A 13,069-nucleotide genomic window follows, 5' to 3' on the forward strand; every position below is an offset into this window, starting at 1 on the left:
GTTAAAGCTCGCCTGACTCACCGTGCTCGCGCTCGGTAACATAGTAATATACTTCCCATGTTGCCTTTCCGGTCGCGACGTCGACTTCGATTTCGCCGTCACCGCCGTCGTTATTAAACCAGTCGGTTTCGATAAGATCGAAGATGCGATCTGCCCAATCTTCCAGCTTTTTCTCAATTTCCGGAGTCAATTTGCCTCCAGTCAGTGACACGTCGCTGACGGATCCCTCGTCACCCGACCCACAAAAATCGATCGTTACCGTTCCTGTGGGTGTATCCACCCTTACGGCACTGAGAATTTGGTTTAGTTCAGTTTGGGCCACCGCTTCCTGCTGCTGAACCGTGATGCTGGTGGATACGATCTCTGACATGAAACACTCCTTCGCTGTTGGAGGAACCAAGCTAAACCCGCCATCAATGCCGGACCGATATCGACAGTTTTACTAGTCAAATGAGCGGCTTACCTGTGACACGGACGCTATCGCGTTTCTTCCAGCGCATTCTTCGTCGCGAGCCGTTGCGGGCGATACGGAGAGCCGACTAGTTACGGCGTTCAGCTAACGACGGTTTCAGCGTTGGTACGACGCAGACAAATCGTTTTCTTATCCAGCGACTTCCTGCCTAACGTAGCTAAGAACGATGACGCGACCCTCTTCAGTAGCTTTGCGGCAATGGTACGAAATACGGCGTTCGATCCGATATGTCCCACATCGTGACCATCGTCGTCGTCGTCATCGTCACCGTGCAATCTGCCGCGTCAAAGGCTGCGAGCAGCGTGTGAATAGTTCGCGGTGCATTCCCGGTCGGTTTACGAACAATGAGCGTTGCACCGACGAGATCCACATTCGCTTACGTACAATAGCGAACAGGCCTGCCATCGCATACTACTGCCGCACCATGCGGCACGGTGACGAGAAGCGGTATTGCGAACCTCACCGTTGGACAGCTGTCGAGACCGCGCCGCGTGACCGCCAAGGGAATGGCGGCGTTCGCGGTTTACAGATGTATCGCCACGGTAGACCCTGATAACTCCCGAACGTAAGACGCTTCTGGCGTCTCATCAGGGTTGACTTTATTCGACGAGACAGGCAATTGGGCAATCTCTAGACCCTGACGAGACGGGATGGCGGATGATTGTTGGATATGCGCGCGTCTCCAGTTCCGGCCAGTCGCTGGATGTCCAGCTTGCCGCATTGGCTGCCGCGGGCGCGGAGAAAATCTTCAGTGAAAAGCAGAGCGGCTCGCATGCGAGCAACCGGGCTGCGTTGCAGGACGCCTTGGAATTTGTCCGCGAGGGTGACGAACTGATTTGCGTAAGGCTGGACCGATTGGCCCGGTCTGTGAGCGACCTTCTCACGATCTGCGAACGTCTGGTTGCGAAGGGGGTAAGCTTCCGCTGCATCGATCAAGCGGGGATCGACGTCACATCAAGCAGTGGACGTTTGATGCTGACCATGCTGGGCGCGGTTGCGGCGTTCGAGAATGATATTCGGCGTGAGCGGCAGCGTGATGGCATCGAGGCAGCGAAGGTTGCAGGAGTGTATCGGGGCGGCAAGGCAAGGATTGATCCTGAAGCCATTCGTGCTCTGCGCGCTGATGGGTTGGGACCATCTGAGATCGCCGCCAAGCTTAAGATCGGGCGAGCGTCGGTGTATCGTATTCTCGCCAATAGCGCCGCGGCGGCTCGAGGGAACGCTATTTAACGAATCGGACACTCGCCGACCATCCGTAAATCTGGAAAAAAAAGGGGGGGGCTGATTGGGGGCCAATTTGAAGCCAGCCCACAGAACACGACAAAGGCGGCAGTGTCATAACATCGTTACGAACACTGCCGTGTATAGCGGCCCTCCCCGCCATGCGCGTGCGAGCGACCCGCTCAGACCGCCGCTAAAGCGGAATACCGCTTCAGCGGACGCCTCCAAGCTCCACAGCCCTAGCCCACAGCTTCACCTCATTCCTGCGTATCTTCTTCATCATCTGCTACTATGGAGAAGTCGTCATCAGTGATGCCGGTCCTTTCGTGCAAGAGCGCAACAATGTTCTCGCGTCGTTGGCGAACAAACCGTTTGTAAGATTTGTAAGAAAGTAGGGAGCGATCAATGAGAGCTTCATTCAGCGTCTTGTCGTCCACGTCACTTAGATACAGCTTGGGGTCACTTGCGCTCTTTTTTCGGTTCGGCAATCGGGGTAGTATCCAGAAGTTTCCGATGTCATCTACGTCCTGCTGCTCAAATCCCCTTTCGTAGAGAACGGACTTCGGAAATATATGATCGATCTCCGGATTATTATTAGCGGAGAATACCTTAGATCCGGTTCGTTTCTGGACAATCGATAGTGATAGGTCGATATTGTTCTGGAACAAACGAGAGTCTGCATTGTAATAGCCACTTTTCCAAGCAACGAACTTAATTGCTTCATCGTAAGGAAAAAGCGCGCCGCTTGCGATGCTCTCCTCATCCGGAAGATGGTCACGAATGAACGCGCGCGTCCTACTCTCGGTATGCTGACTGAACGAACGTGAAAATGAAAACAACAGCAGTGACTTACGCGCCGACTTAACACCAGCTTTAGGAAGTGCCCGATCAGGCGCATGATACAAAAAGTGCACCAAAGGAATGATGTTGCTAATACCCCCTAACAATCTCGGACTGTCTATTCCGCAGTCATTTCTGACGAAATCAATAGAAGACCGGATAGCTTCGAAGCAGTGAAGGTAGCAAGATTTCAAAGCATCCACGTTGCTCCTCTTCCGGAGCAACTCAAAATCTAATCTCGTTCCAAGACCAGCCGTCGAAAACATACACCTGATGACAAAGTCGGTATCAATATTAAGACTAGAACTGTCGTTAATCTCCTTAATAAAATGCGGCAGAACGGTACTTGCCTCCGTCCAATACAACCTAAGCATGCTGACAATCAGGTCAGACCGGCTCAATGTCATGCCCTGCGTATTGATTCTGACAAATATCTCTAGAATATCAAAAGCAGACTTGCGCTTCTCGTCATTAGCTGGCAGATTACTATCAATAGTCTGCGTCTTTAGTAACTCACCATTACCAGAGAGTGTATATTGCGCATTGCTTAAATTTTGTTCGACGCGGGACTCATCGTCCTCTGTCAGTTTTAGCTGATCCTTTATCGTCTTACGCAGCCTCTGAAGGTCACGCGGGGCCGACGTAATGATGTCGGAGAAGTTTAACCAATAAGCCTTGTCAGTTTGAAGCGAGTCCTCGTCGCTTCCTAGCTTAGCTACCTGCTTTGCGTTCCACTCCGATGCCTCCTCCGCGCTGGCAAATCGAAAAGCATATTTTTCCTCAGAGTGGTCGTCCTTTTCTCGCCCGCTCAGTACATCAAAATACAGCTTTTTCCCCTCAAATGTGCCCTTAAGCGCAACAAATATCGAGCTAAGTCGCTGTTGACCATCAAGTACGAGCTTGAGACGTGAGTGCTTGCGATTATCGTCATAATTGTGGACAGTCTCGTGCCGGAAGTCCTTCACGAATCTTCGGTATTGAATGGGCTGGTATGTTTCCCACAGTAGGACAATCCCCACAGGGTAGCCTCGGAAGAGCGAGTCAAATAGCAACTCTATGCGGCCAGTATCCCATACGAAGTCACGCTGGATCGCGGGGAGAACGATTTCTCCATTTTCGATTTCGTTAATTAGCTGAAAAATTGACACGAATACGTCTCTCCACCGGTGGTAGTTTGATTACGCCGCCTCGGTGGCGGAAGTCGATTTAATGCAAGCTTTAGAGTCCATGTTTGAGCAAAGTCGCATTTGGGTTAAGCACTTTCGACCATCCCGCTCCCCGCCCGCTCGTTCTTCGAAATCTGCCCGGTCTCCCAAAGTCCGCGCTCGGTTAGACCCGTGCCTGCCAGCGGCAATCCTCCCCGGCAAGACCTCCTTTGCGTCTTGATCGGCTTAAGCGAGAGGGTCGACACCACGCAGACTATGCTCGGCATTCTATCGGCCCGCGTCTATGACAACGCGCTGAGGACGAGGCGTGGTCCGCCAAAAAATCCCTTGCGGGGCGTGGCTCGCCGTAAACTCTCGCCGGGGCTGCGCCCCAGTTTGCAAGATCGGCGTTCGACCAGTTAGCCTACCTTCGTTTCTCCACCCACGACCGAACCAGAACCTGCGATGAGCGAAACGGCTCGCCTTGCGCCAGCAAGGAGCGACGGCTTCGCGAAATCGCCGGGGGCGCGCCAGCGGCACCGCTAAGTGAGTGGATCATGAACCACCCGGCTCGTTCCTCGCCGGTCGGAGCAGCTTGCGCGAACTCGAGATGGGCGGCTGCTCGCCCCCCATCTCGATCTCGTGCTGCGCAGCTGGTTTCGGAATAAACAGCGGGTCGCGTGGTCAGTAGTTTCCCTATGTCTTAGAGGAATAGGTATCCACGTTTACGGCGGTCCACGCTCGACACGCCGGAACCCTCGACCCGTTTTTGCTACCCAACGGCGTTCGGACTGTTCAATTCTGCATGACAGTCATCACGGTTCCTTAGGCTGCGCCGTGATACGGCGGGCGCGCCGCTTGCGCTCCGAAGCGGCTTTCTTGGCTCGCCGATCCATGAGTTTTTGCAAAGCTTCTTGTGGCGACACCGCGCGGACTTTCGGCCCCGGCTTCTCGCGCTCGAAGTTTAGTCCCAGATCGACATGCGCGACATCGGCATCGATGTGCTCCTGCGTGTTGAAAAACCGGATCAGGTAGTCGGCCTGCCGAGCGTCAAAAACGTAAACCGTAGCGTGTTCGAAGCTGTTCACGTCACGGATCGACGTGCGGGTAACGAACTGGAGCACGGTTTCGAGCTCGTTGGTTTCGATCCAAGCGTCGTGCTCAACCCCGATGGCCTCTAACACGGATCTGACATTTGGATTCGGTTTAGCCGCGTAGATCATGGCCGCGTGGGTGCAGTGCATCCATCGGCTGCTACCCGCCTGCTTGGGGGTCAAGTACGCCGCCATTGGAAGACAAGAGGCGAGAATCGGTTTGGCGACATCGTTGCTCGACCAGATAAAACGATTTTGCGGAACCTCGGACGCGACGTGCGCGCCGATAGCGGCAAGGATTTCCCGGCCCCGGTCACTTTCAAACAGTGTCTTGGCGGCTAACCGGCGCTCGGAGAAATAGCGCACGCTGACGCGACGCCTAATAAGCTGTCGATCTCCCGGCACCGATACCGGCATCCACTGCACATCGGGCTCCCACGCCTTCATCATCTTGGTCGAGACCGCCGACATGAAGCCGTTGCCGAGGAAGCGGACCGTCGAAAACGATTCGAGTTCACGGACCGAGAACAAGCTCCACCATATCCACTTCACATCCCCTGCCTGCATCTGCTCCCAACTCTTCAGATTGCAGAGCACTGCGCGCTCGTCACCGTCTGAGCGCACGACGCGCTGGTGGAATAGCCGCAGGTGACGATGGCTGTCATCCTGATGAAGGTCCGACCCGTTGATGGTGCGACCAGCGTCGGTCAGCGTGACCCTGCTCCATTTCACGTTTACCTCGTCCAGCACATAGTTGTTTTCGAAAAAGTTTACGTCGAGCTTCGATTGCACCTCCTGCGTGAGGAGGACATTCGGCACCTCATCGACGACGAGGTGCCAGTCCGCGAAGCCCGCGAGATCGGACATCAGCAATGCCTCATGCGTGCATAGCGCGATCACGTGCCCGTTCTCGTACCTCTCGGGTAGCGCCTCAACCTCCCGCCGGACGCTGAAGCCGCGCTCAGCCGCGTCCGACCTGATCGTCACGACTTTTACGCTGCTCCCGGGCTCCGCCAGCGTCGCGATGCGTGTCGCCAGTTCCGTAATGGCTTCGAGCCGTTCGACAGCGAACAACCAGCGCGACGGAAACCGCAACGAGCGAACGATCGCGCGCTCCGTCTTCCCAGTCCCAACATGGCTTTCATCGACATGCACGATCAAACCCGTCCTTGGTGTGGCTGACATAACCTTAGACCTCGCGACCCAGAAGGGCCTCCCATCGCGCTTCGGTCTCAAGCCTTTCCCGATCTGTTTCCGAGACCAGTTTCCTCAGCCGCTGAGGGTTTTCATAGGTATCTTTGTCTCCACGCAGGTAGGATTCGAAATAGTCCTCGTCCGACGCGGTGGCTTTGCCCTTAGCCACATAGGGCACCGCAGATGCTTCGAGGCGCTCTGCCGGGGTGAGCATCGCGCGCTTCGGGATACGCGTCCAACGTGGATCTGGCGCACGCCCATTGGCCCTGAGCCGGTCATAGGCATCGGCTGGCATCTCGAAGATTTCCACACCGTCAAGCAGGTGGCCATTCTCGCCCTTTGACCTCTTCTTACCGTCCTCTCCGAACTTGCCCCATTGCTTGAGGAAAAACGGGGTTCTTCCGGCGCGGCAGCGCTTCAGAAGATCGCGCACCCACGAGGGATCCATCGCGCGCACAGTGTTTTCCTGACCGCTCTCGCCGCCCACGATCAGCCAATCGAGCTTTTCAACCTCAAGGCTCGGTAAAGGACCTAGAAGAGGTTCGGCTGACACGAAGCGAAGCTTAGCGGGGACCTTGAGAAGCTCCCGAACGCGCGGCTTGGTGTATTTGTCTTCTTCAATTGAGGTTCCAGCCCAAATGTTCGCCGTCCACTTGAGACCAAGCTCACTGGTCTTCAGGGCCATGCGCGAGGGTCGTTTGGTTAAGACCTGAAATGTATGATGCTTGCACTCGTTCATGATCTTGAACGCGGCGATGATATCGTCGTCCCGCGCGTCTTCATGAAACATGTCGGACATGCTGTTCACGAACCATACCGTCGGCTTCTTCACGCTTTCGGGCTTGTTGAAGATGTGGGGCGGCGCCGTGTTGAGGAAACCGGTCCAGTCCACCCTCGCCTCGACCGTGTTGATCGCGGTCAATCCCTGATAATGCGTGTGGTTGAAGCGGTGCGCCATTTTAATCGCGTAGCAATGGTCGCAACCCGCGCTCAATCGCGAGCACCCCACCATTGGATTCCAAGTTTGATCCGTCCATTCAATCTGTGACATTTTGAGGCTCCTTCGTTGTTGACGGAGCCTGTGTAGTTCGGGCACCATTCCTCAGCGGGGAGGCGCAGATTATTATAACATTTCAAGGGCTTACCTGTGACATGACAAGTTTCGAAATCTATGAGGTTGAGATATCTAAGGGACAGTTGCGCGAGCAGGAGTTCCTCGTGCCGGATATGCTGACCGTCAACGGCGTCGCATCCACGCTCGGTATGAGCGTTCGCACTCTGCGCCGGATGATCAAGGATGGAACGTTCCCAAATAGTCACATTCATCGAGGCCAAACAGCGTATTGGCAGCGCCAGTTTGTAAGGACATGGCAAAGAGAACGCCTGCGGAGCGCTCCGAACCAGAAGCGCAGCGGCCGATATAGCGATCTCGACGTGATCGACCGTGATGAGGAAAAGCAGTTTGGGCGTAAGCCAATCGATGCTCAGGCCATGGTGCGGACAATGGAGACGATGAAGTCGTTGTTGGAGACCGATCCCAGCGAGTTCGTGCGGCAGCATCCGCATCTTAAGAAATGGGTTAGGGAAAAGGGAATGCTCTAGTTAATATTGACTGGACCAACTTCATAGTTGGCGATCCCGATCACCGAGGTTTTCGTAATAGGCAGTATGACCTTTTGGCTTACAAATTACGGCGGGCTGCAGATCCGAGTGCGAAGTACGCGATCCCCTCTGCACCGCAATCGCCGCTAGGCTCCCAGCAGCAGATAGCGAACGCTAAGGTCATCGCCGCCAAGCGCGCTGATGATGCCGCAAACTTAGTTTCAGCGCTGATGGACCGGGTGCAGGCGCTAGAGCGGCGACCTACCCCTTAACCCGGTAGTCACGCGGCGCGTTGATGCCACCGTGAACGGCGTAGCTCTGCACCTCGATCCTCTTTCCGCTCTTCTTCATTACGCGGGTGTAGCCGGATCGCATGTGCGGGCGCTGCGCAGTTCCCTCGCCAGTGGAAACGCTCGGGCGAACGATCCTGTTCGCCTTGACTATGATGTATGGCGGGATGCTCTTCGCCTGTGCCTTGTTCCGCGCCTTGTTCAAACGCTTTAGGAAGGTCGGAACACCTGTTTCTTGTTCGTGGTTCATAACCTTATCGATAGCTAGGCGAAGCTCTGGCAAGGTTTCCCTGATAGAGCTTTCGGAAAACCGATATTCACCCGAAGCCGGATCATCGAGGTCGAAGGTAGCCGTCTTGACCAGCTTCTTATTTTCACTGGCTATGATCCACAATCTGACTTCGCGATCACGAACTAGCGCAAAGTTCTGAATAGTTCTTGAAATGCCGTTGCTTGATTGGTAGACGAACCAAAATGTATCGAACGGCAGATGATCGCTGATAGGTTCGGCAACGGCGTCTTTCGTTGTAACGAACATCTCTTCAAAGAAGAAGGCCGGTGCCAACACTGGCAACGCTGGTTGACGATCTACAAACGCTGTAAAATCCTGCTGCAAAGAGTTCAGTATCATCGCGCTACCCTCAAATAAAACTCCATGAACCGGTCGTCATTGACTATCAGTGGATTGCCAGCTTGCGGAAAAAACCATTCTCCGCCTCGCTTCTCCACCATGCAAAGCGCCTGTTCAGATGGCACATACACCAGCGCTTCCACCCCGTTATCAGCCATGATTACGACTTTAGCCGGGACATTGTTATAAACTGATTCCGGGCCGGTGCCGCAAAATAAAGTGATATCTCTGGTCATGCCGTCACCCCCTCCAATCGATCCCTAATCTTGGTCCAGTCCTGCGCGGTTGGCCCCTGCCTTTTCGGCCGCGTGACGTCGAGAAGATGTGCGAGTTCAGGCCAATGATAGCGCACTGATATTAGCTGGTAGCCGCGCATAACGCGTACCCATTCAAACGGGAGAGGCTTTAGGCCATGAAGAACCGTGATGGCTTCCAAGAGCGTGGCGCTCGATACCTCTCGTAGCCGCCATAGCTCGCGCGTGAACCACTCTAGCGCCAGTTCGCGAACCCTCCACGATGTCAGCCCCAATGGCCCTAGATCACGCCCCAAACCCGTTTTAAGCGCCTGCCGTGTAATGAACCGCCATTCTAGTTCGCGGTCTTCAACGCGGAAGTTGTGCCGGGGAGCCTTTGGCTTGGCGTCCAGCTTGGTCTTGATCACTTCGTATTTTTCATACCATTCTGCCGCTTCGGCGCGCGCTCGCTGTAACTCTTTGAAGAACGGAAAATCATTTTGTGGCGCACTCTTATTGATGCAAACATCCTCTAGCTTGATGCGCCCCTTGGCCACCATCATATCAAGAGCACTCTTCGCGGCTTTGTCAGTCGGATCGCGTAGCAAACGATAGACTATTTTCTCTTCTGTCGTCTGTTCCATGTCAGTAAAACCATTTTAGTGGCGGGAGCTTCCGGCCCCCGCCAGATTGCATGATGCTACCGCCTTCCGGGTGGTAGCTAGCGAAGACTAAAACAGTTTCAGCGTGTCCTTTGCCACGACGGTTCTAGCCAACATCAATGCACCTTGGACTTCGGTGCGTTGCTGTCGAGGCAGTAGATACCGACCGCCGAAGCATCGATCAATGTGGCAATAATAACCTTGACAACATTTTGTTAGTGGTACGGCTAACGTACCTCAAAGAAGTACTTGGTCAAGCCAATACAAGTCTATAGATGGTGTGCCGCCCAACACATAGGAGCGGCCATGAACATCGAAGTCGAGAACATCACCTACGATTGCGTCGAGGACGGCGTAGACCAGTCTGCAACCGTGCTACCGACGCTGCCCACCACGGCTACTGTAAGCACGCCCACCGCCGATCCCCATGATATCCAGAAAGCCTTAGAAGGCGATTGGCTGGTAACCGGGTTCGACTACCGCGTTTCGGGTAGCGACTGGTCGCGCTACGATGAAGACATGGGATGGCTGGCGATGGCACGGGGGAACTAACATGGGCCTCGACCTATATGCCGCTGCCAAGATCGAAAACGGTTTTCGGACGGAACCAACCCAGACTCTATCAGCTACCAGTTACTATGACCCGAAGTTCTGCGAACTCTGGACCATCGCGCCGCGCGAGTTAGTCAAAGACCTGTATGATGCCGGTTATGACTATCTTGCGAACTTATTCTATGGCGACGAAATCGGATCGCGTTATAACCATGCCGCTGAAACATGGGCGGATATGCCAGCCGGTTTGCGAGACTCTGATTTGCCCCGCACTTTAACAGTAAGGGGCGCGACTGAACTTGCGGATGATTTGGATCAATTGGCCAACGAGTTCGATGTTGCGGAAACCGTTAAATATCTCCGGTTTTGGTCATCTAGAGGCCATCCGATTATGTGTAGCTACTGATAATCGTCTGCAGAAGAAAACGGTAGGGGTAAATACAACGTACACACAAGCGGAGTTCACCCTATGGCTACCATCATCCTCTACTCGATTATCACCCTCGCGCTAGGTTGCGGAGCCTACAAAGCTATCTAGGAGTCGAAGGCGGAACAGAACACTTCCGCTTCATAAAACTTGACAACAAACTTCTTTCGAGGGACGGCGAACTTGGTCACCCTCGAAAGGAGTTCGCCCGATGTCATTTTTAGAAAAGCTTCATGCGCTTATCGACCCTACGCTGAAGGACGCGTTCGACAAGCGGCCCTACGATCCTGCGTCGGATCGCGCTTGGGTAGTTGGACGCCTTGAAGCTGCAAAGACCCAGTTCGCCAGCACCGAATCTACGCGCGGTGGCGGTAAACGGTGGTGGCAACTCAATAACGGCATTGTCGCTTTCTCGCCTACGCGCCGTGACAAATCGCCTCTTGTAATTAATGGCCAAACTACGAACTTCATTCCCGCCGAACGCTTTAACGATGCTATTGCCGCAATGATTGCAGCGGTGAACGCGGGCGATTTTGACAAGGAGTTTGCCGCCGACAATACAAACGGCACAACGGTCAAGGTGCGGTTGCCTCGTAAGGCTAAGGAACCCGGTGAGGCTGGCGGCGGCAAGGGATGGTCCAACGAACGCCGCGCCAAGTTCGCCGCTACGATGGCTGCTCGAAAGAAGGCCGGGTAAACGTCACCACACTGTTGTCACCACACTGTTACCGCCTACCGGATCCGCATCGTTATCGACGGTGCGGGTTTTTTCGTCCCATCGGAACCGGAACAGAAACATGTCATCGCTAGACATCGTGACTTCGTAGTGGCGAATGCGCCCCCGGTAAATCGTCGGGTTGATGGTCGCGGTGGTTATGCCGTTCGTTACGCACCATTCACGGACTGCGCTAACATCGATGTCATGGTCTAAAAGCATGGTGGCACCCTCTATGGTTGTGCCCCTGTATGAATCAGCGCGCGAACGGTTCAAAGTTCAATCTTTGTCAAGGCTATAAGTCTTGAACCTAGCCGCGATTACGCTTCAGATAGGCGCGGATTAGCGCGGCTTCGCGTGGCGGCTTGTCCTTCGCCGGGTCGCGCTTCAGATGGTCGAAGTTCAGGTTCGATATCACCTTGCCTTGGCGGATCGTGATCGCTCGCAATCCGTCGATAAGGTTTACATACGCGGTCTTCGAGTCATCGAACCTCACCGACTGCACGATAGTGCGGAAGCCTTGCGCAACCTTCGTGCGGTGCTGTTCGCGTACCTCTAGATCATCATCACTTAGGTAGCGGCGAAACTCCGTCACGCGCGATAGGTGCGCTTCTGCGTCCGCTTGACCGGAAGCGGCCCGCGCACTTGCTTCAAGGGTTTGAAGCTCCCCTTCCAAGACTTCGGCTTCGCGCTCTGCGTCCATTGCCGACTGCATGGCCATCTTGCTCTTCGTTTCAGCGTATGCCGCCCACAACGCCTTGGCGTGGTCGGTAAAGATATCGAACGCGCGGCGCTTCTCTGCCACCTTGCCCATGATCTGCCCTAGTTCGTCGGCTCGCGTAAAAGTGCGATCATCGAGCGCGAGGTAAAGGCAGGCGTCCAACATCGCCCGCTCGAAGCCGTAATAAGACAGTGTGGTGTGGTTGGTGCAGCTTCCGCCCGAATAGGCGTTTCGGCAACGAAGGCGTGCTTCGTCATGCTTCAGCGTATACCGCCCGCCCTGATACGGGGAACCCGCAGGCTTTTTACGCTCAAAGAGCATTGGTGTATCGCAGTGGAAGCAACGAAGCATGCCACTAAACAGGTTACCTACCACCGTCGATTTCTTACCGGCTGGCGATTGTCGCGCTTGCGCCGCGCTGTTCACCCGGTCGAACTGTTCCTGCGAGATTATGCGCGGGAAATAATCTGGCCACGGTTCGCCAGCCGGGACCCGCTCGCCGTTTTCCTTGACGCACGGCTGAAACTCGCCGGTTACCTGTCGGTCCTTAAGGATGCGGGTAACGAACGAACGGTTCCATTGCGCGGTGGTCGCTCCGTTCAACGCCGACCACGGCTGTAGCTCTGCGTTCAACGCCCGCATGATCCTTACCGAACCTTTGCCGTGCGTTTCTGCGAGATCGTATATGCGCCGTATCACGGCATCCCGTCCTTCGCGGACGGTCGGCTTCCCGTCCTTACCAACGGTAAGCCACGCGGGTAGGTTCTTCGTTAGAGCGATGCCCGACGCTTTTGCTTCGGCGCGGCGGATTTCGTAGCGCCGTTTTATCCGTTGGCTTTTTTTCGCGGATTCCTCGTGCGCGCCTTCCGCCTTGGAAAGCATTTTCATGACCTGAAACATATCAAGGCGCTTACCCGCCTCGTAAAACTCGCCATCCACCGTAGCAACGCTTACGCCATGACCGGTTAGCAGGCGCACGAAGTCTAGCGTTTCATCGAAACCTTGACGGCTGATACGATCTAGGCGCTCGACCAGAAGCACTTTCCCATGATGCAAACCGCTGCAAACTTCATGCTCTAACAAGTTTAGCGCCGCCCCTTCATCACGGTTAGCGCCGCTGAAGGCCGATTTGCCTTCGTCTATAATGGTGTCTTCGATGGTCCAACCGCGTGAAGCTGCAAACACCATACAGTCTTCTGACTGGCGTTTGATCGATGTGCCTTCGGACTGCTCGTGCGTGCTGAAGCGGTAGTAGGTGATTGCCTTCATG

At 54.8% G+C, this 13,069-nt stretch carries 14 protein-coding genes; 5 read left to right on the forward strand and 9 right to left on the reverse strand.

Annotated elements, in window-relative coordinates; translation table 11 throughout:
- Position 1: 1 nt before the first annotated feature.
- Entirely contained in the window at positions 2-370 is a 369-nt protein-coding gene (locus tag ASE69_RS11365; RefSeq protein ID WP_056486461.1) for a hypothetical protein, read from the reverse strand.
- Between the two features lie 759 nt (positions 371-1,129).
- On the opposite strand from ASE69_RS11365, the gene ASE69_RS11370 reads away from it, so the two are divergent.
- Positions 1,130-1,702 (forward strand): recombinase family protein, encoded by a 573-nt coding sequence (locus tag ASE69_RS11370; RefSeq protein WP_056486464.1) that lies wholly within the window; start codon positions 1,130-1,132, stop codon positions 1,700-1,702.
- A 248-nt stretch (positions 1,703-1,950) separates the two neighbouring features.
- On the opposite strand, the gene ASE69_RS11375 is transcribed toward ASE69_RS11370, so the two are convergent.
- The 3 genes from ASE69_RS11375 to ASE69_RS11385 all read right to left on the reverse strand — a co-directional run bounded on the left by ASE69_RS11375 (position 1,951) and on the right by ASE69_RS11385 (position 7,017).
- Positions 1,951-3,681 carry a GmrSD restriction endonuclease domain-containing protein gene (locus ASE69_RS11375; RefSeq protein WP_056486467.1) on the reverse strand — a complete coding sequence of 577 codons (1,731 nt, stop codon included), beginning with the start codon at positions 3,679-3,681 and terminating at the stop codon, positions 1,951-1,953.
- 812 nt (positions 3,682-4,493) lie between these two features.
- Positions 4,494-5,957: a hypothetical protein gene (locus ASE69_RS11380; RefSeq protein ID WP_156362304.1), complete on the reverse strand. Its 1,464-nt coding sequence runs from the start codon at positions 5,955-5,957 to the stop codon at positions 4,494-4,496.
- Between the two features lie 4 nt (positions 5,958-5,961).
- Positions 5,962-7,017 (reverse strand): phage Gp37/Gp68 family protein, encoded by a 1,056-nt coding sequence (locus ASE69_RS11385; RefSeq protein ID WP_200924162.1) that lies wholly within the window; start codon positions 7,015-7,017, stop codon positions 5,962-5,964.
- A 101-nt stretch (positions 7,018-7,118) separates the two neighbouring features.
- On the opposite strand from ASE69_RS11385, the gene ASE69_RS11390 reads away from it, so the two are divergent.
- Positions 7,119-7,568 carry a helix-turn-helix transcriptional regulator gene (locus ASE69_RS11390; RefSeq protein ID WP_056486476.1) on the forward strand — a complete coding sequence of 150 codons (450 nt, stop codon included), beginning with the start codon at positions 7,119-7,121 and terminating at the stop codon, positions 7,566-7,568.
- A gap of 261 nt (positions 7,569-7,829) precedes the next feature.
- On the opposite strand, the gene ASE69_RS11395 is transcribed toward ASE69_RS11390, so the two are convergent.
- From ASE69_RS11395 to ASE69_RS11405, 3 genes are read right to left on the reverse strand one after another with little or no spacing between them, the layout of a single operon-like run.
- A complete protein-coding gene (locus ASE69_RS11395; RefSeq protein ID WP_056486479.1) occupies positions 7,830-8,489 on the reverse strand; it encodes a hypothetical protein in 660 nt (219 codons plus the stop codon).
- Positions 8,486-8,725 (reverse strand): hypothetical protein, encoded by a 240-nt coding sequence (locus tag ASE69_RS11400; protein ID WP_056486482.1) that lies wholly within the window; start codon positions 8,723-8,725, stop codon positions 8,486-8,488. Before ASE69_RS11400 ends, ASE69_RS11395 begins: the two co-directional genes overlap by 4 nt.
- Positions 8,722-9,366, reverse strand: a complete 645-nt coding sequence (locus tag ASE69_RS11405; protein ID WP_056486485.1) for a hypothetical protein — start codon at positions 9,364-9,366, stop codon at positions 8,722-8,724. Before ASE69_RS11405 ends, ASE69_RS11400 begins: the two co-directional genes overlap by 4 nt.
- Positions 9,367-9,690: 324 nt before the next feature.
- On the opposite strand from ASE69_RS11405, the gene ASE69_RS11410 reads away from it, so the two are divergent.
- From ASE69_RS11410 to ASE69_RS22090, 3 genes are all read left to right on the forward strand, one after another.
- Entirely contained in the window at positions 9,691-9,936 is a 246-nt protein-coding gene (locus tag ASE69_RS11410; RefSeq protein ID WP_056486488.1) for a hypothetical protein, read from the forward strand.
- A 1-nt stretch (position 9,937) separates the two neighbouring features.
- Positions 9,938-10,342 (forward strand): hypothetical protein, encoded by a 405-nt coding sequence (locus ASE69_RS11415; protein WP_056486491.1) that lies wholly within the window; start codon positions 9,938-9,940, stop codon positions 10,340-10,342.
- A 232-nt stretch (positions 10,343-10,574) separates the two neighbouring features.
- Positions 10,575-11,060 carry a hypothetical protein gene (locus tag ASE69_RS22090; protein ID WP_156362305.1) on the forward strand — a complete coding sequence of 162 codons (486 nt, stop codon included), beginning with the start codon at positions 10,575-10,577 and terminating at the stop codon, positions 11,058-11,060.
- A 3-nt stretch (positions 11,061-11,063) separates the two neighbouring features.
- Here ASE69_RS22090 and ASE69_RS11425 read toward each other — a convergent pair whose 3' ends face one another.
- Both ASE69_RS11425 and ASE69_RS11430 read right to left on the reverse strand, forming a co-directional pair.
- Complete coding sequence (locus tag ASE69_RS11425; protein WP_056486497.1) at positions 11,064-11,300, reverse strand: hypothetical protein; 237 nt, start codon at positions 11,298-11,300, stop codon at positions 11,064-11,066.
- Positions 11,301-11,388: 88 nt separating this feature from the next.
- Positions 11,389-13,068, reverse strand: a complete 1,680-nt coding sequence (locus ASE69_RS11430) for a recombinase family protein (protein WP_056486501.1) — start codon at positions 13,066-13,068, stop codon at positions 11,389-11,391.
- Position 13,069 lies beyond the last annotated feature (1 nt).

It is taken from the genome of Sphingomonas sp. Leaf208 (assembly GCF_001421415.1).
Lineage (GTDB): Bacteria > Pseudomonadota > Alphaproteobacteria > Sphingomonadales > Sphingomonadaceae > Sphingomonas.